Source organism: Nocardia brevicatena NBRC 12119 (assembly GCF_000308495.1).
Classification (GTDB): Bacteria; Actinomycetota; Actinomycetes; order Mycobacteriales; family Mycobacteriaceae; genus Nocardia; species Nocardia brevicatena.
On record NZ_BAFU01000057.1, the window covers coordinates 75,583 to 95,165 of the forward strand.

The window sequence follows — 19,583 nt, forward strand, 5'->3', positions numbered from 1 at the left end:
GGTGGTGGCCGATACCGCTGCTCCGCATGAGATTTCCGCAGACGTCGAGTATGCGGCCGCGGTTGCCATGGTCGGCACGGGCAGATGGCGAGGGGGTCCCGCCTCGTGCCCGGTTCACCCCGAAGGATGTGGTGCTGGTGAACACGGCCACCGGGATCGGGTGCCGGTGCAGACGGCGCTCCAGGCCGGAGCAACAGTCGTCGAGGCGGCCGGTGGGCACAGCAAAATCGAGCCGGTACAGCAGCCGGGCGCTACCGGGGCAGTCGACCACACCGCCGCAGACCGGCCGGATTCGGTTGGCGGATCCAGGAGGATGGCCCATCGAGAGCGCGCTGTGGTCGTCGGGGTGTCTTAACGAAGTGACACTTTCCCGACGTCAACGATCGGGTGTCAGCATGAAGCGAGGGCACCCGGCGCTATGAGGCCGACAGCGCGATGAGGCCCGCGTCGGTAGGCCGGAAACCGCAGGCGTCGAAATAGAAGGCCCGAAGATGCGGCTCGAAATCGACATGCAGCCAGGTGCAGCCCGCTCGCGCTGCGGCCTCGGCCGCACCGCGCACGAGTTCGGTACCGATGCCTCGATGACGAAAGTCGGGATGGACCGTGGGGTCCAGCAGGAATGCGTGCTCACCTCCATCCCAGGCCACGTTGGCAAATCCGACCAGAGTGCGGTCGGAGAGCCTAACGGTCGTCCAGCCGAGGCTGTGCCGACGGATACGATCCCACCGGCCGGGTTCAGGCGAGCCTCCATCGGCCAGGATGAGGGCGATCAGCTCGGCGTCGGTGATCTCGGCGCGCCAACCGTAGTCGATTTCCACGGCCGCCATTATGGGTTCGGAGACCACACCGCTGTCGACTCGTTTATCGATCACACGCCCCGCTCATCGGAATGCGCACGGGACCGCTCCTGGTTCGGTTGACTCCTGACCTGTGAGGACTTGGCCTTCACGGTGGAGGCGATCGATATACCGAAGCCCTATCCCGAGAAGTTCCGCCACGACGTGGTCGCGCACGCCCGGCGGGGCGGAGGGGCGCGCAGCAATTGCGTGCGGGTCGCTCCGGCGCAGTCCACACCCATCGAATATGTGGACCGGCTCGCCGCCGCCCTGCCCGAGGTTGTCGGCAGGTTCGGCAAATGATGGCAAGTCCACTGCGGTGGTCTCGATCCGACCACGCCTCGATCACCTGCCCGCTACCGGATGCGCATTACGGACACATGACTGAGAAGTTTCTGAGAATGGGCAGACGCGTGATTCCGAACACGGCCCCGCCGGGCCGGTAGATCTATGGTTCTTCCGTGCTCGACACCCTCACCGGCATACCCGGCACCCCGTTCCCGGTCCAGGGAACGGGTCCTTCGACGGTTGCCTCTCACCGGCCGTCTACTATGCATACCTGTGCACCGATCGTATTCCGCGACAAGGAAATACCGGATCACAGGGCACCGGGCGGGACCGCGCCTCGCCTACAGTTGACAATCCGCGCCGGCATGCCGGCGCCACGCGGATCCGATCGAACCACCGCGACAGCAGCGGTTCGCCTCCGAAGCGAGCACGTCCACACACGGTGACCATGAGGTATCAGCCGGAGATCACGGCGCCGGACCGGCGCCCGTCACGCATCGACGCCGCAGTGACATGGATCCTTGCGATCCTTGTCCTGATGTTCTCACTCGCCGGGTGCGATCGTGAACGCCAGTATCTTCAGCAACCCGAAAAGACCGGGATCACGGGGCTTTTCAGTGCCGCACCGACAGACCATTGCGCCGGAACCGATGCACCGGACGAACAGCCACACGCGCGGCACATGGCATCCGACGAGATCGCCGTCGCCGGAACCGACACGCCTAAAGCTCACACTCTCCTGTATCAGGCCGCGGAAGCAGCGGTCGAGGCCCCCCGCGCACCGTCCGAACTTCCCTTCTCCACCGGGCCGCCACTGCCAACCGGGGGTCGTGACATCCTGACTCGTTTCTGTATCGCCAGACGCTGACAGGCCGGCGCCAGGCCGACGGTCCACGGGGCCGCGCGGCCGGTGTCCGCTGCCCACACAACGTCCGGCGCCGCTGCGGCGCCCGTACAGAAAGCGACACACATGGAAGATGTCGTCGTGTCCAGGACTCTCGCGGAGCTCAACGAACCCTGGGGTGAGGCACTACGCTCCGTCCGCTCTCCCCACGAACTGATCGGTAACACCCCCGTGCAATGGATCGGCGCTCCCCTGGCGCCCCCGGACCGGGGATTCTGGGCAAAACTCGAGGGCTTCAACCCTGGTGGGATGAAAGACCGGCCCGCCCTGCACATGGTGCGGCAAGCCGAGGCCCGCGGAGAACTGGCACCCGGTGCGCGGATCATCGAATCCACCAGCGGAACTCTGGGGCTCGGGTTGGCCTTGGCGGGGATGATCACCGGCCATCCGACGACGGTGGTGACCGACCCCGGACTCGAACCGATCGTCGCCCGAATGCTGGCCGCCTACGGAACACAGGTCGAGTTGGTGACCGAACCTCATTCGGTCGGCGGCTGGCAACGAGCGCGCCGGGAACGAGTCACCGAGTTGCTGGCCCGCGAACCCGGTTCCTGGTGCCCGGACCAGTACACCAATCCCGATAATGTCGCCGGCTACGAAACGCTGGCCTTGGAGCTGATGACCCAGCTCGGCGGAGTCGACGTGCTGGTCTGCGCAGTCGGCACCGGCGGCCACTCCGCCGGAGTAGCGAGGGTACTACGACGATCCCAGCCGGAGATGCGGTTGATCGGCGTGGACACCATCGGCTCCACCATCTTCGGCCAACCGGCGCAGCCTCGGCTGATGCGTGGTCTGGGCTCGAGCATCTACCCGTCCAATGTCGACTACAGCGCCTTCGACGAGGTGCACTGGGTCGCCCCGGCCGAGGCCGTCTGGGCCTGTCGTGCCCTGGCGTCGACTCATTACGTCGGCGGGGGCTGGAGTGTGGGAGCAGCGGCGCTGGTGGCCGGGTGGGCGGCGCGTACCTACGAGCCCGGTACCCGGATCGCCGCGGTGTTCCCCGACGGCCCGCACCGCTATTTCGACACCGTCTACAACGACGCCTACTGCGCCGAACACGGCCTGCTCGACGCCGAGCCCCCGCGCGGGCCGGAGACCATCGACCACCCGGAGGAACGGGTGGTGCGGTTCTGGACCCGTTGCACCACCGTGATGGATCCCCGCACCCGTGCGACCGGTTCCGAGGTGGCGCGGTGACCCTCCTGGCGAAATTCCGCAGCTTCGACCTGCCGGCACGCCTGCTGATGATCAACCAGTTCGGCATCAACCTCGGCTTCTACATGCTCATGCCGTATCTGGCGGGGTATCTGGCCGGCCCCCTCGGCCTCGCGGCGTGGGCCGTCGGCCTGGTGCTGGGGGTGCGCAACTTCTCCCAGCAGGGCATGTTCCTCATCGGTGGCACCCTCGCCGACCGCTTGGGCTACAAGCCGCTCATCGTCGCCGGATGCCTTCTGCGCACGGGCGGTTTCACGCTGCTCGTGTTCGCCACATCGCTACCGGCACTGCTGATCGCCTCGGCAGCGACGGGTTTCGCCGGAGCACTGTTCAATCCCGCGGTGCGGGCCTATCTCGCCGCCGATACCGGGGAACGCCGCGTGGAGGCCTTCGCGGTGTTCAATGTGTTCTATCAGGCCGGAATTCTGGCAGGTCCCCTGGTGGGACTGGCGCTGATGGCACTGGATTTCCGGGTCACCGCAGCCGCCGCGGCGGTGGTTTTCGGGGTGCTGACGGTGGCGCAGCTGTGCGCACTGCCCACCCGACGCGCGCCGGTGGCCCCGGAAAAGACCTCGGTGCTACACGACTGGCGCACCGTTGCCGCCAACCGCAGGTTCGTGTGGTTCTCCCTCGCGATGATCGGATCGTACGTATTGTCGTTCCAGATCTACTTGGCGCTGCCGCTCCAGGCCGAGGTCATCGCAGGCGTCCACGCACAGGTATTGACATCGGCGGTGTTCGCGGTATCCGCCGTGGTGGCCATCGCAGGCCAGCTGCGCATCACCGCGTTCTTCGCCGGACGTTTCGGAACCGGGCGAGCCCTGGTGCTCGGCATGTGCATCCTCGCGGTCGCGTTTCTGCCGCCGGCAGTGGTCCCGGATATCCGTGCGTTCGGCGTCATCGCGGCCTACGCCGCACTGTTGATCTCGGCGGTGCTCTTGGCCGTCGGCACGGCCACGGTGTTCCCGTTCGAAATGGACAGCGTGGTTTCACTGGCCGGCGGCAGGCTCGTCGCCACCCACTACGGCTTCTACAACACCATCGTCGGCATCGGCATCCTGCTCGGAAACCTGACTACCGGAGCCGTCCTGGGCGCGGCACAGGACGCAAACGCCGAAAGTCTGGTCTGGCTCGGCCTCACCGCGATCGGTGCCGTATCCGCACTCGCCCTGCACCGGCTCGACAGGGCCCGGCCCACACAACAACCACAACCGCAACCGGCGCCGGCATGAACCGAGCCACCGCCTGTCCATACTCCAGGCGTCGCCGTCCGACCTCCGGACGCGGACCCGACCCGCGCCGCACCGGACATCCGAGCGCCATCGGGGTGCTCATCCGTTCACCGCTGCTCACCGAAGGGGCATAGCCGTACCGCGCCGGTGAACCCCCCATCAACCTGTTCGACCATCCCAGAAAGGACAATCGTGCGACTTCTCACCCCCCTGACGGCAGTGACCGCCCCCATCGGCTGCCTCCTCCTGGCAAGCGCACCGGCGACGGCATTGTCGGTAACCCCCTCCCCCAGCACCGTGACCCTTGACCTCACCCAGGCCGAGGCCGAGGCGATAACCGCGCTGAACCTCGGCCCTCTCCTGGGTGCACTCCCGCCGAACTTCACGCCCGAAGCGAAACAGCGCCTCGCGGAGAACATCTCCCACTATGCCGCCCAAGCCGCGCGAACCCCTGGATCGACCCTGTCGGTGATCATCGATCAGCCGGTCGCCGACACACCTGGGGTCAGCGTCACCGTCACCCGCTGACCCGGGAGACACCGGGCACCGCTCGGCCGAAGAGGCCGACCTCCGAAGCCGAGCGGTGCCCACTCCGGTAGATCCGGCGCCCACGCACCGCGGCGCACGACGCATACCCGCCGAAGCATTGCCGCAGCAGGGCCCTACTCATTCGCCGGAGCAGCATGAGGAACCGGCCACATCATCGAGCGCGTGGTGAGAACGACGATGATCCCTCGGCCGGGACGGCGGGCCCGGATGCGGTGCTCGGGCTTTCACCACCCTCTCCAGGCCGCGGGGGAGGGCGAGGCGCGCGCCGGGCGAGGACGGTACCGCGGCTTACCGAGACTCGGTCTGTGCCGTGGTCGCCCGGCCCAGAATCCGTTCGACAACTGCTTGCAGCATGGCGACCGGGTCGTGCCGCGCATCGGTGGCTCGCCACGCCACCATGTGATCGGGGCGTACGAGGACGGCGCCATCTTCGTCGACTTCGGATAGCGCCCGGTAGTCGCCGTAGCTGTCCTCGTAGTCGCAGCCACGGCCGATGGTGTGTACCCGGATCGGTACGCCGAACCGGTCGCCGGCCCGGCGTGCGGCTTCCCGCCAAATATCACCACCGAGCCCGGTGAGCAGGGTGAACCGACCCTTGCCGCACAGATCGAAAATGGGAACCCGGCGTTGGTTCGCGGTCACCCAGGCATGGGGCAGGTGCCGTCCCGGCCGAGTGGTGGAGAAGTAGTAGATCTCCTCGTCACGCGGCGCGGGCCGCGCTGGGCTGTCGTCCGGTACCACGGCCGTGGAGTGGTAGTGCTGATTGGTCTCCACCCCGTGGGTGTTGAAGCACATGATCGTCGCCTGTAGTGCGACGTCGAAAGCGCGTCGTTGTTCCCCGCATCCGGGGCGTGACAGAGCGGCCAGTGCCTCGCTCATCGAATCCTCGTCCGGAACCGCCGGTAGCGCGAGCGCCTGAAACAGCGGTGGCATCAGCCCCTCACTCTTCGTCGCGCGCTCGACGATCTGCTTGCCGACCGGTATGCGCTCGTCACGGTAGCTGTCGAGCAGAGCGGGGGCGGCCACACCTCGCAGTACCATTGCCAGTTTCCAGCACAGGTTGTAACTGTCCTGGATGGAGGTGTTGGAACCGAGGCCATTCATCGGTGAGTGCCGATGCACGGCGTCACCGACGCATATCACCCGGCCGCGCATATTGTCGGTGGCGTACATGGAGTTGACGGCCCAGGTGGACATGGACTCGATCTTCACCGGCACGCTGTCGTCGCCGATCAGCTGATGAGCGATCCGGATTCCGTCCTGCTCGGTGAGCTCGATGTTCCCGGCGCTCGGGTCATAACCCCAGACACCGACCCAGCGGGTCCACGGGCGGACCACCCGCAGCACGCCCACCCCATTGCCGCCATGGCCGACACCGGGCTGCACGAACCAGTACATATCGCCGGGCCGGTGCTCGACGTAGGGCGTCAGGTCGGCCTCGAACACGATATTGATCGATCCTCCGGCCCCCATCCGGCCTTCCATCAGCAGGCCCAGCTGCCGTGCGACGAGTGAGTTGCCGCCGTCGGCGCCGATCAGATACTTGCAGCGGATATCGTATTCGTGACCGGTCAGCCGGTCTCGCACCCGAGCGGTTACTCCGGTGTCGTCCTGGGTGAAGGACAGCAACTCGGTGCTCGTCCGCACCGTGGACCCGCGCACCGAGGCAGCGTCGACGAGAATCGGTTCCAGGGCGTCTTGCGGCAGGTCACACACCGAGGAGGGGCTGGCCAGGTCATGTTCGGCCTTGAAATGCGGGTGGGTATACCAGGTCCGCAAACGTCCCAGCTCGTTGCCGGCGAGGCTGGTGGCGTAGACGTGCTCACCCATCAGGCGTTGCGGGGTGGCGTGCCGGATCGCCTGATGTTCCAGGCCCAGATCGCGCAGCACTTCCATCGCGCGCTGGTTGGTGATGTGCGCGCGCGGCGAGTTCGCCACCCCGCCGTGCTTGTTGAGCATTATGTTGTCGATGCCATATGTCGACAGCAGCGCTGCCGCGGTCGCGCCCGCCGGCCCCGCTCCGGCGATCAGGACGTCTGTTTCGACAACATTGTCGGAAGTGGACATGGTGTGACTCCTATGAGCTGACTGATGGAGGTGACAGACTCCGCCGCCGGCGCGGGCAGCAGAGTCCGCCCGACGTGTGATGGGTCAGCGCCGCTCGGCGAGGAACGCGCGGAGCAGGGCCCCATAGCTGCGCTGTCGCTCGATCTGCGCCCAGTGACCGCACCGGTCGTAGATGTGCAATTCCGCGTTGGGCAGGTGTTTTTGCAGATAGACGCTGGAATCGGGGGTGACGAAACGGTCCTCGCGACCGTGCACGACCAGGAACGGTTGGCGCATACGCCGCAGCGCCGATGGCGGCACCGCCATCTCGGTGGGCGAGGAGGAGAAGAAGGACTCGTAGGAGCGACGTACCTGCGGCCGCATCACTTCTCGGTGCCGTTCGGCCACGAGAGCACCGAAATCGTCGCCCAGCGTGTCCTCGTCGTAGACAAACCAGCGCATCAGGTTCTCCAACGCGCTCAGCGACGGGTCTTTGTAGAAGCCGACCATCCGGATGACTTCCGGTGTGGGGTGGGATTCACCGCCCGCACTACCCATCAGCGAGACCCGTCCGAATCGGTGGGGCGCGGTCATCACCAGGTGCATGGCCAGCGACCCTCCCATGGAGTTGCCGACGAGATGAGCGGTGTCGATGCCGAGGGCGTCCATCATCGCGAGCACCTGCTCGACCCGCATCCGCATCCAACCGGTCAGGCTGCGCGGCATGTCCTCGGGGTGGTCGGTCCGGCCGTAACCCACCAGATCGGGCGCGAGGACACGGTATTCATCGGAGAGTTCCGGGATAAAAGAGCGCCAGTTGGAGCTCGCGCTCGCGCCGGGGCCCCCGCCGTGCAGCAGAATCACCACCTCGGCGTCGGGGGTGGCGGTATCGAGCAGAAAGGTCGAATAGCCATCGGTCTGCACAATCTGTTCGGAAATCGCATGCATCGAACTGTGCTCCTCGTCCTCAGGCCTCGGTGGTGGTGTTCATGACATGGTTGTCGGTGTGCGGGACGTAGTCGGTCGGCCCCCACATCGCCAAGGCGGTCGCGATCTCGTCCTGGTTCCACTCGATCGGCTGCCAGTCCGGGTCGAGGATCAGATAGCTGTTGCTGAAGAGTTCGACCCGGTGGCCGCTTCCCGGATCGCGTACGTAAGCGAAGAAGGCCTGACTCACCCCATGTTTGCCGGGCCCCTGGTCGGGCACGATGCCGTTCTCTCGCAGGATGTCACAGGCACGCAGGACGTCCTGGGCGTTATCGAGCCAGTACGCGACGTGGTGCATCCGGGCGGGTGTCCGCGCGTGCGGGTCTCCCATGATCGCGATGTCGTGCACCAGGGGCGTCACGCTCATCCACCCCCCGACGACCTGATCGTTCCCGGCGCGCACGTACTCACGCAGCTTGAACCCGAGCCTGTTCGCCAGCCATTCGTGGGCGCTACTCGGGTTGTGCGAGGTCCAGAGGTTGACGTGGTCGATCCGCCGCGGCGCGATCCCACGGTTCCAGGATCGGTACACTTGGTTTTTCAACACCGAGCGTTCGGCCTCCGGAGCGAGCGGCTTGTCGACGTCGTAGTACATTTCGAAACGGTGCCCGGTCGGCATCCGGAATCGGATTGCCTCCCCGATACCCCTCTGCTCGCCTGCGGGCACCCGGGTCACCGCTACGCCCGCATCGGTGAGAAGTTTTTCGAATTCGTCGATATCCTCGGCGCGCTTGACCCGCCAACCGACATGGTCCATATACGCCCGATCGCCCGCGCGCAGAGCCAGGCTATGATGCTCGAATTCCATATTCGCGCGTAAATAATAGGTACCGTTCGACTCCTCGGTGATCTCCAGTCCGATAACCTCGTGGAAAAACCATAGAGATTTGTCCAGATCGGGAGTAACCAGTGAAACATGGCCGAGCTTTGCAATTTCAGGAGTTGTCACGGGGACCTCTCGAACGCTAGGAGCTGTGATACGAATCTCAACGTATCCATGCGACGGGCGACCCGCTTCGGGCGATCTGTCGTAGCTTTGCCGGAATATTCCGACATCGTGTCGGGTGAAGGAGGCGCGGCCGATGAGCCTCGACGACAGGTTGCAGGATCTGGCGGATCAGTTGGGCAAGCCGCTGGTGGTACTGGATGTCGACCTGCGGGTGATGGCGGTGAGTGTGCACGAGACGGATCTGGACCGGATGCGTCTGTTACTGCTGTCCGCCGGCAAGAACGTCGCGCTGACCGACACGATGGTGAAGCAGCACCGTCTCACGAGCACCGTGGGCCCGATACGTGTCTCATCCGGCGCCGACGACACCATGCGTGTTGTTCTCCCCTTACGCCACGAGAAGCGATTGTTCGGCTACTTGTGTTACTGGGACGATTCGGTACGCGGTGACCTGTCTCCGCAAGAACAGGATCTGTTGACCGACGGAGGGACCGAACTCGGTATGCTGCTCTCGTTTCGGTTGTCCGACCTGCACTATCGGATGAAGCATTCTCGCCGGCTTTTGACAGGTTTGCTCGGCGAATCGTCCGCCAACCGGTCCCGCTGCGCTTTCGGACTGCTGGAGGAGGGCCTGATCGAGAATGTAGACCAGTATTCGGTACTGGTCTACCGCACTCCGGGTGCAAGTTCGATATCGGTGACCCGACTTGCCGTGGAAGCGACTATGGAATTCACCGCCAGGTCGACCACCGTGAAAATCGTCGGAGGGATTCTCGGCTCCGAGGGAGTCCTGCTCTTTCCGCGCCGGGTGAATCGTACACGCCTACAGGCGATCATGGCGCGGCCCGGGCTCGGACAGGTCAGGGCCGGAGTGGGGAGCGTGCAGGATTCCTTGGTGCAGGCGGCCGAGTCATATCGTGAGGCTCGGCTTGCATGGCAGGCTTCCCGGGCAGATCCTGCCCGGTACGGGCGGGCCGCGTTCTGGGACGACCTCGGCGTGGACCGACTGCTGCTGCAACTGCCGCTGCAAGACCTGACCCCCACCCAGTTCCCCGCAGGAGTGGGACGGTTATTGGAGTCACCGAACGGCCGAGACCTGGCGCGAACGCTGGACGCCTATCTCAGCGCCGGCGGTGATGTCAAGGAAACCGCCCGCCGACTCGGAATACATCGGAGCACGTTGTACTACCGGCTGGACCGTATACGCGATGTCACGGGCTGTGATATCTCCGACGGGGTCGCCCGTATGGATCTGCACACCGGCCTGCGGGTCGCGCAACTGGCCGGGATATTGCCGTCACCTCTCGAATCCGATGGCGCGGCGGAATGACCGCGGACGGCAGATCACCGCGCGGCGGAGTCCGGCCGCCGCCGACGGCGGTGCTGCCGCCCGGCGACCCATCGACCCGTGGAATGAGCGCTCTGATCAGCGACGTGAATCCGGCCGCAGGCCGACAAGTAACATTTACTACTCTGCTTACTAAGGTATTGATACGTTTTCGGGCAGCTACGACGCAGCGTCCGGGGAAGGAGCGGAGCCGTGCGTCCACGGGCCCTGGTCTTCGACTTGTACGGTGAGTACTTCCGCCATACCGGGGGCGGTGCGAAACTCGGCACCTTGACCGAACTCATGGGCCTGTTCGGGGTCGAACCCGCCACGGTCCGCGTAGCGATGACCCGATTGCGCAGAGACGGCTGGTTCGACTCGTCCAAATCGGGTCGCGAAGTGACCTATCTACTCAACGACAAGAGTTGGCGCCTGCTCGACGACGGCCGCACCCGCATCTTCGAACGACACTTCGGCGACTGGGATCGCATCTGGACCCAGGCCCTGGTCGACGAGGCCGATGCGGGTCGCGAACGACATAAACGTATCGTCACCGCCCTGACCTGGTGCGGCTTCGGCAATTATCGGGAATCGGTGTGGTTCTCCCCGCACGATCGCCGCGAGCAGCTACGTGAGATGCTCGACGGCGGCGACCTGCACGTCCAGTTCCTGCAGTGCACCACCACGGGCCTCACCGCCGACCGCCTGATCGCAGACCGCTGCTGGGATCTGCGCGAATTGGACAGCGATTATCAGACGTTCATCGAACGATTCCGGCCGAAGCTGGCCCGCTACCGCCGCGGTCTGGCCGGCCCGGAGGCACTGGTCGAGCGGATGGAGTTGGTCCAGGACTACCGCCGGTATCCGTTCCGCGACCCCGATCTACCGGAGGTACTGCTCCCGGCCGGCTGGCGTGGGCGAGCGGCACACGAGGTCTTCACCGAAGCACACGAACTGCTGCGCGCACCGGCCGAGCAGTTGGTCGCCTCCCGCACGGAAACCGGACCGGTCGTCGAGCAGCAAACCGCTCATATGTAACACTTTCATTGACTTTAAATGATTTCTTGTCACATAATGGCCCGGTTCGCTCGAAGTCTCGGAGCGCAGTCACCCGAGGGGTCTTCCACCAATGTCCATTGCCACGCACTTCCCCGTCCCCGACGCGGCGCCCTTGCGCGTCGCATGCATCGGCGGCGGTCCGGGAGGATTGTTCACCGCCATCGCGGTGGCCCACGCGATCCCCCGAGCCGGAATCGACGTCTTCGAACACAACCGCGCCTCCGACGTCTTCGGTTTCGGGGTCGTGTTCTCCGACGCCACACTCGACAACATCGACCGGGTGGACCCGGTGCTACGGGACGCCTTGGCGGCTCACGGCAGGCACTGGGACACCATCGAGGTCCACAGCAAGGGCCAGACCACGGCCGCCGGCGGCAACGGAATGGCCGCCATCCATCGCCGGGCCCTACTCGACGCACTGCGCGAACGCGCCACCGCGCTGGGCGCACGTCTGCACTACGCCACGACCGTCGACGTCGACACCCTCGACGCCGCCGGCACCTACGACCTCATCGTGGCCGCCGACGGAGCGAACTCCCGCACCCGCGAGCGCTACCTCGACAACCTGGGACACTCGGTCCACGAAGCGGCGGTGAAGTTCATCTGGTTCGGCACCACCTTCGCCTTCGAAGGACTGACCTTCCTCCACAAGCAGTCCGAGCACGGAAACTTCGCCGTTCACGCCTACCCCATCGGCTCCGGACTGAGCACGTTCATCGTTGAAACCGATGAAGCATCCTGGCGCCGCGCCGGCCTCGACAACTTCGACACCACTCTCCCGCCCGGCCCCTCGGACAACGTGTCCCAGCGCTATCTCGAGGAACTGTTCGCCGACGAGATCGACGGGCACGAACTGGTGGCCAACAACTCCCGCTGGGCCAACTTCCGCACCCGTCGCACTCGCCGTTGGCATACCCGCGGCGCCGCGGGCACACCCGTCGTCCTGCTCGGCGACGCGGTCCACACCGCCCACTTCTCGGTGGGATCGGGCACGAAGATGGCGATGGAAGACGCTGCGGTACTCGCCCACACCATCGCCGACCACCGTGGCGACCTGGAGTCGGCCCTGGCCCGCTTCCAGGAAGTCCGCAAGCCCCAGGTCGCCCGTATCCAGGACTCATCCACGCCGAGCCTGTCGTGGTGGGACCATTTCGGCGAGTACTATCGCGCCCTACAACCGTGGCAGTTCGGCTTCCATTTCTTCAGCCGCGCCATCTCCACCGAGAAGATCCGCGTCCGCGACCCCCGCTTCGTCGCCGAATCCGAGCGCTCCTGGATCCGGTGCCACGGCGCGCCCCCTCTCGAAACACCGCTGCGGATCGGCCGGACCACCTTCACCACGCGCCTGCTGCGACTGAGCGAAACGAGCGCGACCGGCGTCGAAGTCGGTGACGGCACCCGCAGCCTCACCGCCGTCCCGCCCGACAGCCATACCGGCGACCGGGCCGAACCAGTGCTGTTCACCGCACCCGACGCCGACCACACGTCCCTCGACGGCATCGCCCGCGCCGACCTCGACACCCTGTGCGGACGGCATCCCGCGGCAGTCGTGATCCGCGGTGGAACGCCACTGTCGCGGGCGTTGAGTTCCGAATACGTGCGATTCACCCATCATCTGCCGACGATCGTGATCGACGCCCCCACCGCCGTGCGGGCCCGCCGCGCCGTCGACGAGCGAGACAACGCCACCACCATGGTGCTCTCCGGTCGCGCCGACGCCGTGGCCTATGAAACCGCGCAGCTCGCCACCCACTCCCCCACCGGTGGCGCAGAGGCCGGCCGATGACCACGACCACCGCCCGCACCGGCCTCGACCGCCTGTTGCACCCCCGCTCCATCGCCGTCGTCGGGGCATCGTCCTCGCCCGCCAAGTTGGGCACCGTGATGCTCGGCGCCGTCACCCGCGAGGGTGACACCGCTCCGGCAACCTATGGCATCAACCCCAAGGCCGACAACACGGCGTTTCATCCTTCGGTGCGGGCCGCCACCGAAGCACACGGCGGCCCGCTCGATCTCGCGGTACTGTGCATCCCGGCCGAGGCGACTCCGGGCGCCCTCCAAGACGCGGCCGATTGTGGTGTCGGAGCCGCGCTGATCTGCTCCGGCGGATTCGCCGAGGTCGGCGACGAGGGCACCGTGCTCCAGCGGCGTATCGCCGAGATCAGCGCCACTACCGGTATCCGTGTCCTGGGACCGAACACCTCCGGATTCTTCCGCCCCGGAAGCGCAATCGTCAGCTTCGTACCGGCGGTCGAGCATATCAAGTCGGGCACGGTCGCGGTGGTCGCCACCAGCGGGGGTATGAACCATGCCCTGTCCTTCCTGCTCTCCGCACGTGGTATCGGCGTCGGACTCGGCATCGGCTTGGGCAACAGTGTCGATGTCACCGCCATTGATGTGCTCGAGTACCTGCGCCGCGATCCCGCGATCACCGCGATCGCCCTGCATGTCGAATCGGTCGGCGACGGCGCGGCACTGCTCTCGACGGTGCGCGCGGTGACGGCGGACAAGCCGGTCGTGGCGATCGTCATCGGCCGCAGCGACGTCTCCGCGTTCTCCGAATCCCATACCGGCGCACTGGCCACCTCCTGGCGCACCACCCGGGCACTGCTGGCCGAAGCGGGTGCGGTGGTCGTCGACTCCGAACAGCAGCTCGTCGACGCGCTGGCCGTCCTGAGCCGCACACGCCTCACTCCCTCGGCGAACCCGGGCGTAGGCCTGGTAACCGCTCAGGCCGGACCCGGTTTGATGGCGCTCGACGAACTACAGGCACAGGGCGTGCGCGTGCCCACCCTCACGACGGACACGCAGCAGCAGTTGGCCGATCTACTGCCACCGATGACATACCAGGCCAATCCCGTCGACACCGGCCGCCCCGGCCCCACGTTCTCGGCCGTACTCTCGACCATCGCCGCCGACCGACAGATCGACGCATTGGCGATCTACGCGCTGGTCGAACCCGACGCCATCGACCTCGCCGAGGCGGTGCGCCGATCCGGTGTGCACACCGAGGTGCCTGTGGTGCTCGGCCTCGGCGGGCCGGCGGCCGACGTGACGGCGACCACGGACACCGCAGCGGCGCTGGGCGTCCCCGTTCTGTCCAGCCCGACCGCATTGGCCACCGGCGTCCACGCGCTCGTCGAGGATGCGCGACTGCGGCATTCGAACAGCCCCGACCCTCGAGCGGTCATCCCATCGGTTCCGCCGCCGGTCCTGCCTGCCGACGAGGCCGCCGCCAAAGACCTGCTCGACGCCTTGCGGATCGCCACCCCCGCCCGACGCGTGTGCACCGACCGCGCCGCGGCCCATCGGGCTTTGCGTGAACTCACGCTGCCCGTAGCGGTGAAGATCCTCGATGCGAGAGTGCTGCACAAAACCGATATCGGCGGCGTGCACCTGAACGTCCGCACCGACGCCGAACTGGATGCCGCCCTCGACGCCCTCGACGCGATCTCCGCTCCCGCGTACCTCGTCGAAGCCATGGCCGAGCCCGGTATCGATGTATTCCTGGGGGCCCGCCGCGACCCGGTGTTCGGGCCCATCGTGGTGGCCGGGCTCGGTGGCACCGCCGCGGAAGCCATCGGTGACGTGGCCATCCGCAGCCACAATCTCACGCCGGTGGCCGCCACGACCATGCTCGACGACCTGCAGTTCGCGCCGTTGCTCGACGGCTGGCGCGGCGGACCGGTCCTCGACCGCGAGACATTCGCCCACATCGCCGTGACCGTCGTGGCCTATCTGGCCGCTCACCCCCAGATCAGCGATATCGAAATCAATCCCCTGCGGCTGACCCCCACCGGGTTGATCGCCTTGGACGCGGTGGTCGTGGCCGCCGACGGGCACACCGCAGCCGAAGGAGAGCCACAATGAGCACCCGCACCCCGCTCTCGATCGACGGTGCAGTCCCCTGGCCCGACGACGTGGCCGAGCGATACCGCAAAGCCGGCTACTGGCAAGGAACCTCGATCGCCGCCTGCATCGCCGAACAGGTCGCTCGGCGCCCCCATGACGAGGCTCTGGTCGACGGCCCCACTCGCCTGACCTACCGCCAGTTGTGGGACAAGTCGTCCTCATGCGCCCAAAGTTTGCTCGATCTGTCCATCGCCCCCGGTGACCGGCTCGTGTTGCAGTTGCCGAACAGTTGGGAATTCGTCGCACTGACCCTGGCCTGCATGCGCACCGGCGTCATTCCTGTCATGGCGCTACCCGCGCATCGTCGCCACGAACTGACCCATCTGGCCGTCCTCTCCGAGGCCGTGGCGATCGTCGTGGCCGACAACGACCGTGGCACCGACCTGCGCCAAGTGGCCCAGCAGGCCTGCGCCGACTCCCCCACCCTGCGAATGGTGCTGGTCCACGGCGCACTCACCGCCGAACCCGCGCCAGGCGCCGCTCCCGAACACAGTCTGAACAGCTGTATGGACATCCCGGCTCGGTTCGCCGACAGCGATTACGAACCCACCGGCTCCGATATCGCCTGTCTGCTGCTGTCCGGAGGCACCACCGGACAGCCGAAACTGATCGTGCGCACCCACGACGACTACGCCTACAACATCCGGCGTTGTCTCGACGTGTCCGAATTCGACGAGCGCACAGTTTATCTCGCCGCCTTACCCGCCGGCCACAACTTCCCCCTCGCCTGTCCCGGTGTCCTCGGCGCTCTGTTCGCGGGGACGCACCGTGATGCTGCCCTCCCCCGCGCCGGAGCGCGCCTTGCACATCATCGATGCCGAAGGGGTCACCGTCTCCGCGGTCGTCCCCGCCGTCGCCCAGGCCTGGATCGAGTACCAGCGCGAACACCACGTCCTCAGCGGAAACAGCTTGCGCGTCCTGCAGGTCGGGGGCTCTCGCATGCCCGACGAACTGGCCGCTCGCGTGGAACCGGTCCTCGGCGCACGCCTGCAGCAGGTCTTCGGCATGGCCGAAGGGCTGATCAACATGACCCGCCTCGACGACGATCCGGACGTCATCCTCACCACCCAAGGCCGACCGGTCAGCGAGGCCGACGAGATCACCGTCGTCGACGAACTGGGCAACCCGGTCCCGGACGGCACTCCGGGAGCCCTGCTCACCCGCGGCCCTTACACGCCGCGCGGATACTTCCGCGCTCCCGAACACAATGCCCGCGCCTTCACCCCCGACGGCTGGTACGCCGGCGGCGACATCGTCGTCCGCCGCCCGGACGGCAACCTCGTCGTGGCCGGTCGTGACAAAGACATGATCAACCGCGGCGGGGAGAAGATCTCCGCCGAAGAGGTCGAGAACTTCGCCTACCAGGTCTACGGTGTCGAGATGGCCGCCGCTGTGGCCATGCCCGACCCGAAACTGGGCGAAAAACCGTGCCTGTACGTCACCGTCGCCAATGGCCGGCACGTCACGCTCGACGACATCGTACGGGTGATGACCGATGCCGGCGTCGCCCGCTTCAAGATGCCCGAACGACTCGTCGTCGTCGACCACATGCCCACCACCAAGATCGGAAAAATCGACAAGAAGGCCATGCGCGACGATATCCGCGCCCGTCTCACCCGCGAGGACACCGGCACATAAGACCCGAGCACCGCCGGCATCGAAATCGTCTACCGTCGCTACGTCGGGATCGCTGCGGCGATCCCGAGCCGGCGCAGACACTCGCGGTTGGCGGCCGAGGAGTACGCCTTGTCGGCCGGCACCCGATCCGAACGGATGCGGAACCACCCGGGCCCGAGGCTCAGTGCGATCACTGCCCCGTGGCTCGGCCCGGGCCAAGCTGCCGGAACAGCGCGTAGATCACCTCCCAGGACCCGCACTGCGGCGGAATGCCCCGCCAGGGGCCACCGATCCGGACACGCCGGCGGCTCGGAGTCGATGAGCTGCCGTTTCACCCATGCGGGTGGGCGTCCCGTTTTCCCGCAAGGCGACAACGGTCGCAGCCGCGCCTCAACCGCCACTGCGAGACAGGCCCTAACCGACCGCGACCATGTCCATCGCGGCCAGATGCGCGAACAGCATGCTGGTCCCGATGGGGTTGCCGCCGCCGGGGTAGGTGGGACCGCTGGGTGCGGCCATCGTGTTGCCCGCGGCGTAGAGACCGGTGATCGGCGCGCCGGCCGCGTCGAGGACCCGGGCCTGCGTGTCCGTTCGCAGGCCGCCCTTGGTGCCCAGGTCGGAGATGCCGAACGCGGCGGCGTGGAACGGACCCTGGTCGATCGGGGTCAGCGGTTTCCGGCCCTCGGTGAAGGCACGGTCATAGGCCTCTTCACCGCGATGGAAGTCGGAGTCCGCACCCTTGGCGGACATCTCGTTGTACCGCTGGACCGTCGCAACGAGATTGGCGGCAGGAACCCCGATCTTCTCGGCGAGCTCCTCGAGCGTATCGGCTGTCTGCCACAGCCCGGCATCCTGAAACTTCGCCGGCTCGACCATGGACACATTGGTGACCCCGACAGGTGGGACGATCCCGTTGCGGTTGTCGTAGACCAGCCAGTAGGGCAGAGTGACCGCACCATCCGCCATGCGGGCGATGACCTCGCGCGCCAAACGGTCGTAGGGTGCCGACTCGTTGACAAAGCGTTCACCGGCATCGTTGACGAAAACACCGGCGGTGATCGCGAGCGAAAAGGCCGATCGGCCGTCGGGGTGGGTGAAGCCGGGCGACCACCAGGCCTGATCCATCAGGTCGGTATCCGCGCCCACCGCGATCGCCGCTTCCAGCGCCTTCCCGATGTTGGCCCACGAACCCATCGAGTCCCGCGCAACACCCGGAACGCCGAACCTCTGCCTCAATTCGTCGTTCTGCTCGAACCCCCCGGCGGCCAGCAGGACACCCTTGCGAGCCCCGATCGCCTTTCGTTGTCCACCGCTTTCGACGATGGCGCCGACCACCTTGTGATCCTCGACCACCAGTTCGACGAGCGTGGTGTTCAACTGCAACGAGGCATTGTCGTACTGTGAGATCGCCAGCAGGAAACGGCCGATCAGCGACCGACCACCGACGAGTTCGTCGGGCAGTGGCGCGCCGAGGCGTTCGGTGTCCAGCGGACCGCGGATCAACGAGTTCAGCTCGCCTGCGTCGGCGACCGGCAGCGGGGGCGGAAGGATATGACGCATTCCGTCCTGTCGCGCTTTGGGTGCGTTGCCGTAGTAGTCGGGCCACGGGTACGGGGCGAATTCGAAGATCTCCTCCTGCTCGAGGTACCCGATGAGCGGTCCGCCGCCGCGGATGTAGGTTTCCTGCAGCTCCCGCGGGGTGCGGTCGCCCACCACCGCCGTGTAGTACGTCAGCGCATCCTCGATGGTGTCGTCGGTGCCGGCACGCTCGAGAACCGGATTACCGGGGAACCAGACGCCGCCCCCGGAGAAGGCCGACGTTCCGCCGAACTTCTCCGTGGCTTCGACGAGGATGACCTCCAGGCCCTCGCGTGCGGCGGTGTAGGCACCGCAAACTCCGCCGGCACCCGAACCGACCATCAGGGTGTCACAGGTCATATCCCACTTCGATGTCATTACTCGCCTCTGCCTTTCACTCGCTGCGGCCGGAAATTCGGTCACCGTGGACAGCCGGGCACCGCGGACCGACAACACCGCTATGATCGCGCCGGCCGGTCACCCCCGAGTCCGGAACGGTGCGGCAGCGAGAGTTTCCGGGTCTGATTTCGTGGTAGCGCGGAACGCCGTGGTTCTCGGTTTCGACTTCACGGCGAGGGTGTTCGGTTGTCGCAGGGTCGGCCGCCACCCTGTGGAGGCTTCCAGCGAAGCGGTCACCGGTGTAGGCCTTCTCCCACCAACCGGGACGATCCGTGGCCCGACTCTTGAATGCCTACCCGCCGGTGGCTACGCCGAGCACGCTCTATCGCCTGCGTCACTGCTGTCCGGGCAGTGGGAAACGTCGAGGATCTCGCCCTTCGGAAATCAATGATGGTCCCTGCGAGGATACGATCCTGTCGCTCGCTCCTATCCGAACTCGCCCAGGCTCCACGAGGCAGTGACCGAAGCATCTACTCGCAGCGTCGGGGTATCGAACTCCTGGCTTTGACGTCCTCCCGGTCCTGAAGGGCCGGGCTTGCGTGCTACGTTTCCTGGTCATCGACATCGGAGGCGGAAAGTTCGTCCCGTCCGAGTCGAGCTTCACGCCGGCCCTGTTGATCGGCTGCCTCGTCGCCATGGTCGGTGCGTTCGTGGCCTTTGCGATTCCGTACCGGCATTCGGCAGC

15 protein-coding genes and 1 pseudogene are annotated in these 19,583 nt (G+C 66.3%); 11 read left to right on the forward strand and 5 right to left on the reverse strand.

Features of this window, described 5'->3' with window-relative positions; all coding sequences use genetic code 11:
- Positions 1 to 416: 416 nt before the first annotated feature.
- Positions 417 to 872, reverse strand: a complete 456-nt coding sequence (locus tag ON20_RS14315) for a GNAT family N-acetyltransferase (protein ID WP_218002523.1) — start codon at positions 870 to 872, stop codon at positions 417 to 419.
- Between the two features lie 66 nt (positions 873 to 938).
- Here ON20_RS14315 and ON20_RS14320 point away from each other — a divergent pair, with 66 nt between their 5' ends.
- The 5 genes from ON20_RS14320 (at position 939) to ON20_RS14345 (ending at position 5,003) form a co-directional block, all read left to right on the forward strand.
- Positions 939 to 1,139 (forward strand): hypothetical protein, encoded by a 201-nt coding sequence (locus tag ON20_RS14320; RefSeq protein ID WP_040835984.1) that lies wholly within the window; start codon positions 939 to 941, stop codon positions 1,137 to 1,139.
- Between the two features lie 433 nt (positions 1,140 to 1,572).
- Positions 1,573 to 1,992 (forward strand): hypothetical protein, encoded by a 420-nt coding sequence (locus ON20_RS14325; protein ID WP_040835986.1) that lies wholly within the window; start codon positions 1,573 to 1,575, stop codon positions 1,990 to 1,992.
- 117 nt (positions 1,993 to 2,109) lie between these two features.
- A complete protein-coding gene (locus ON20_RS14330) occupies positions 2,110 to 3,225 on the forward strand; it encodes a PLP-dependent cysteine synthase family protein (protein WP_438803409.1) in 1,116 nt (371 codons plus the stop codon).
- Positions 3,222 to 4,475 carry an MFS transporter gene (locus ON20_RS14335; protein ID WP_040835987.1) on the forward strand — a complete coding sequence of 418 codons (1,254 nt, stop codon included), beginning with the start codon at positions 3,222 to 3,224 and terminating at the stop codon, positions 4,473 to 4,475. The genes ON20_RS14330 and ON20_RS14335 overlap by 4 nt, the downstream gene beginning before the upstream one ends.
- Positions 4,476 to 4,667: 192 nt before the next feature.
- Entirely contained in the window at positions 4,668 to 5,003 is a 336-nt protein-coding gene (locus tag ON20_RS14345) for a hypothetical protein (protein WP_157228849.1), read from the forward strand.
- A 309-nt stretch (positions 5,004 to 5,312) separates the two neighbouring features.
- Here the strand turns inward: ON20_RS14345 and ON20_RS14350 are convergent, their stop codons facing one another.
- From ON20_RS14350 to ON20_RS14360, 3 genes are all read right to left on the reverse strand, one after another.
- Positions 5,313 to 7,091, reverse strand: coding sequence for an FAD-dependent oxidoreductase (locus ON20_RS14350; protein WP_040835993.1), 1,779 nt, complete (start codon positions 7,089 to 7,091; stop codon positions 5,313 to 5,315).
- A gap of 84 nt (positions 7,092 to 7,175) precedes the next feature.
- On the reverse strand, positions 7,176 to 8,018 hold the full coding sequence (locus ON20_RS14355) for an alpha/beta fold hydrolase (RefSeq protein ID WP_040835995.1): 843 nt from the start codon (positions 8,016 to 8,018) through the stop codon (positions 7,176 to 7,178).
- A gap of 19 nt (positions 8,019 to 8,037) precedes the next feature.
- The gene (locus ON20_RS14360; protein ID WP_040835997.1) at positions 8,038 to 9,006 is read right to left on the reverse strand and encodes a VOC family protein; all 969 of its coding nucleotides are present in this window, start codon (positions 9,004 to 9,006) and stop codon (positions 8,038 to 8,040) included.
- A gap of 133 nt (positions 9,007 to 9,139) precedes the next feature.
- Here ON20_RS14360 and ON20_RS14365 point away from each other — a divergent pair, with 133 nt between their 5' ends.
- From ON20_RS14365 to ON20_RS40575, 6 genes and pseudogenes are all read left to right on the forward strand, one after another.
- Positions 9,140 to 10,336 carry a PucR family transcriptional regulator gene (locus tag ON20_RS14365; protein ID WP_157228850.1) on the forward strand — a complete coding sequence of 399 codons (1,197 nt, stop codon included), beginning with the start codon at positions 9,140 to 9,142 and terminating at the stop codon, positions 10,334 to 10,336.
- Between the two features lie 210 nt (positions 10,337 to 10,546).
- Positions 10,547 to 11,371 (forward strand): PaaX family transcriptional regulator, encoded by an 825-nt coding sequence (locus ON20_RS14370; RefSeq protein WP_051162462.1) that lies wholly within the window; start codon positions 10,547 to 10,549, stop codon positions 11,369 to 11,371.
- Positions 11,372 to 11,462: 91 nt separating this feature from the next.
- Entirely contained in the window at positions 11,463 to 13,178 is a 1,716-nt protein-coding gene (locus ON20_RS14375; RefSeq protein ID WP_051162464.1) for an FAD-dependent monooxygenase, read from the forward strand.
- A complete protein-coding gene (locus ON20_RS14380) occupies positions 13,175 to 15,262 on the forward strand; it encodes an acetate--CoA ligase family protein (protein ID WP_040836001.1) in 2,088 nt (695 codons plus the stop codon). Before ON20_RS14375 ends, ON20_RS14380 begins: the two co-directional genes overlap by 4 nt.
- Positions 15,259 to 16,435 (forward strand): annotated as a pseudogene (locus ON20_RS40570) (AMP-binding protein); the annotation flags it as partial. The gene ON20_RS14380 and the pseudogene ON20_RS40570, both read left to right, overlap by 4 nt.
- A gap of 267 nt (positions 16,436 to 16,702) precedes the next feature.
- Positions 16,703 to 16,942 (forward strand): AMP-binding enzyme, encoded by a 240-nt coding sequence (locus ON20_RS40575; RefSeq protein ID WP_245547237.1) that lies wholly within the window; start codon positions 16,703 to 16,705, stop codon positions 16,940 to 16,942.
- Positions 16,943 to 17,335: 393 nt separating this feature from the next.
- Here ON20_RS40575 and ON20_RS14390 read toward each other — a convergent pair whose 3' ends face one another.
- Positions 17,336 to 18,877 (reverse strand): FAD-binding protein, encoded by a 1,542-nt coding sequence (locus ON20_RS14390; protein WP_040836002.1) that lies wholly within the window; start codon positions 18,875 to 18,877, stop codon positions 17,336 to 17,338.
- Positions 18,878 to 19,583: the final 706 nt, after the last annotated feature.

What these genes read in the sequence shown, in the direction of transcription:
- ON20_RS14325 (WP_040835986.1), top strand. Translation starts at nt 1,573, where the DNA reads ATGAGGTATCAGCCGGAGATCACGGCGCCGGACCGGCGCCCGTCACGC.
- ON20_RS14350 (WP_040835993.1), bottom strand. Translation starts at nt 7,091, where the DNA reads ATGTCCACTTCCGACAATGTTGTCGAAACAGACGTCCTGATCGCCGGA.
- ON20_RS14355 (WP_040835995.1), bottom strand. Translation starts at nt 8,018, where the DNA reads ATGCATGCGATTTCCGAACAGATTGTGCAGACCGATGGCTATTCGACC.
- ON20_RS14365 (WP_157228850.1), top strand. Translation starts at nt 9,140, where the DNA reads ATGAGCCTCGACGACAGGTTGCAGGATCTGGCGGATCAGTTGGGCAAG.
- ON20_RS14375 (WP_051162464.1), top strand. Translation starts at nt 11,463, where the DNA reads ATGTCCATTGCCACGCACTTCCCCGTCCCCGACGCGGCGCCCTTGCGC.
- ON20_RS14380 (WP_040836001.1), top strand. Translation starts at nt 13,175, where the DNA reads ATGACCACGACCACCGCCCGCACCGGCCTCGACCGCCTGTTGCACCCC.
- ON20_RS40575 (WP_245547237.1), top strand. Translation starts at nt 16,703, where the DNA reads ATGCCCGACCCGAAACTGGGCGAAAAACCGTGCCTGTACGTCACCGTC.
- ON20_RS14390 (WP_040836002.1), bottom strand. Translation starts at nt 18,877, where the DNA reads ATGACATCGAAGTGGGATATGACCTGTGACACCCTGATGGTCGGTTCG.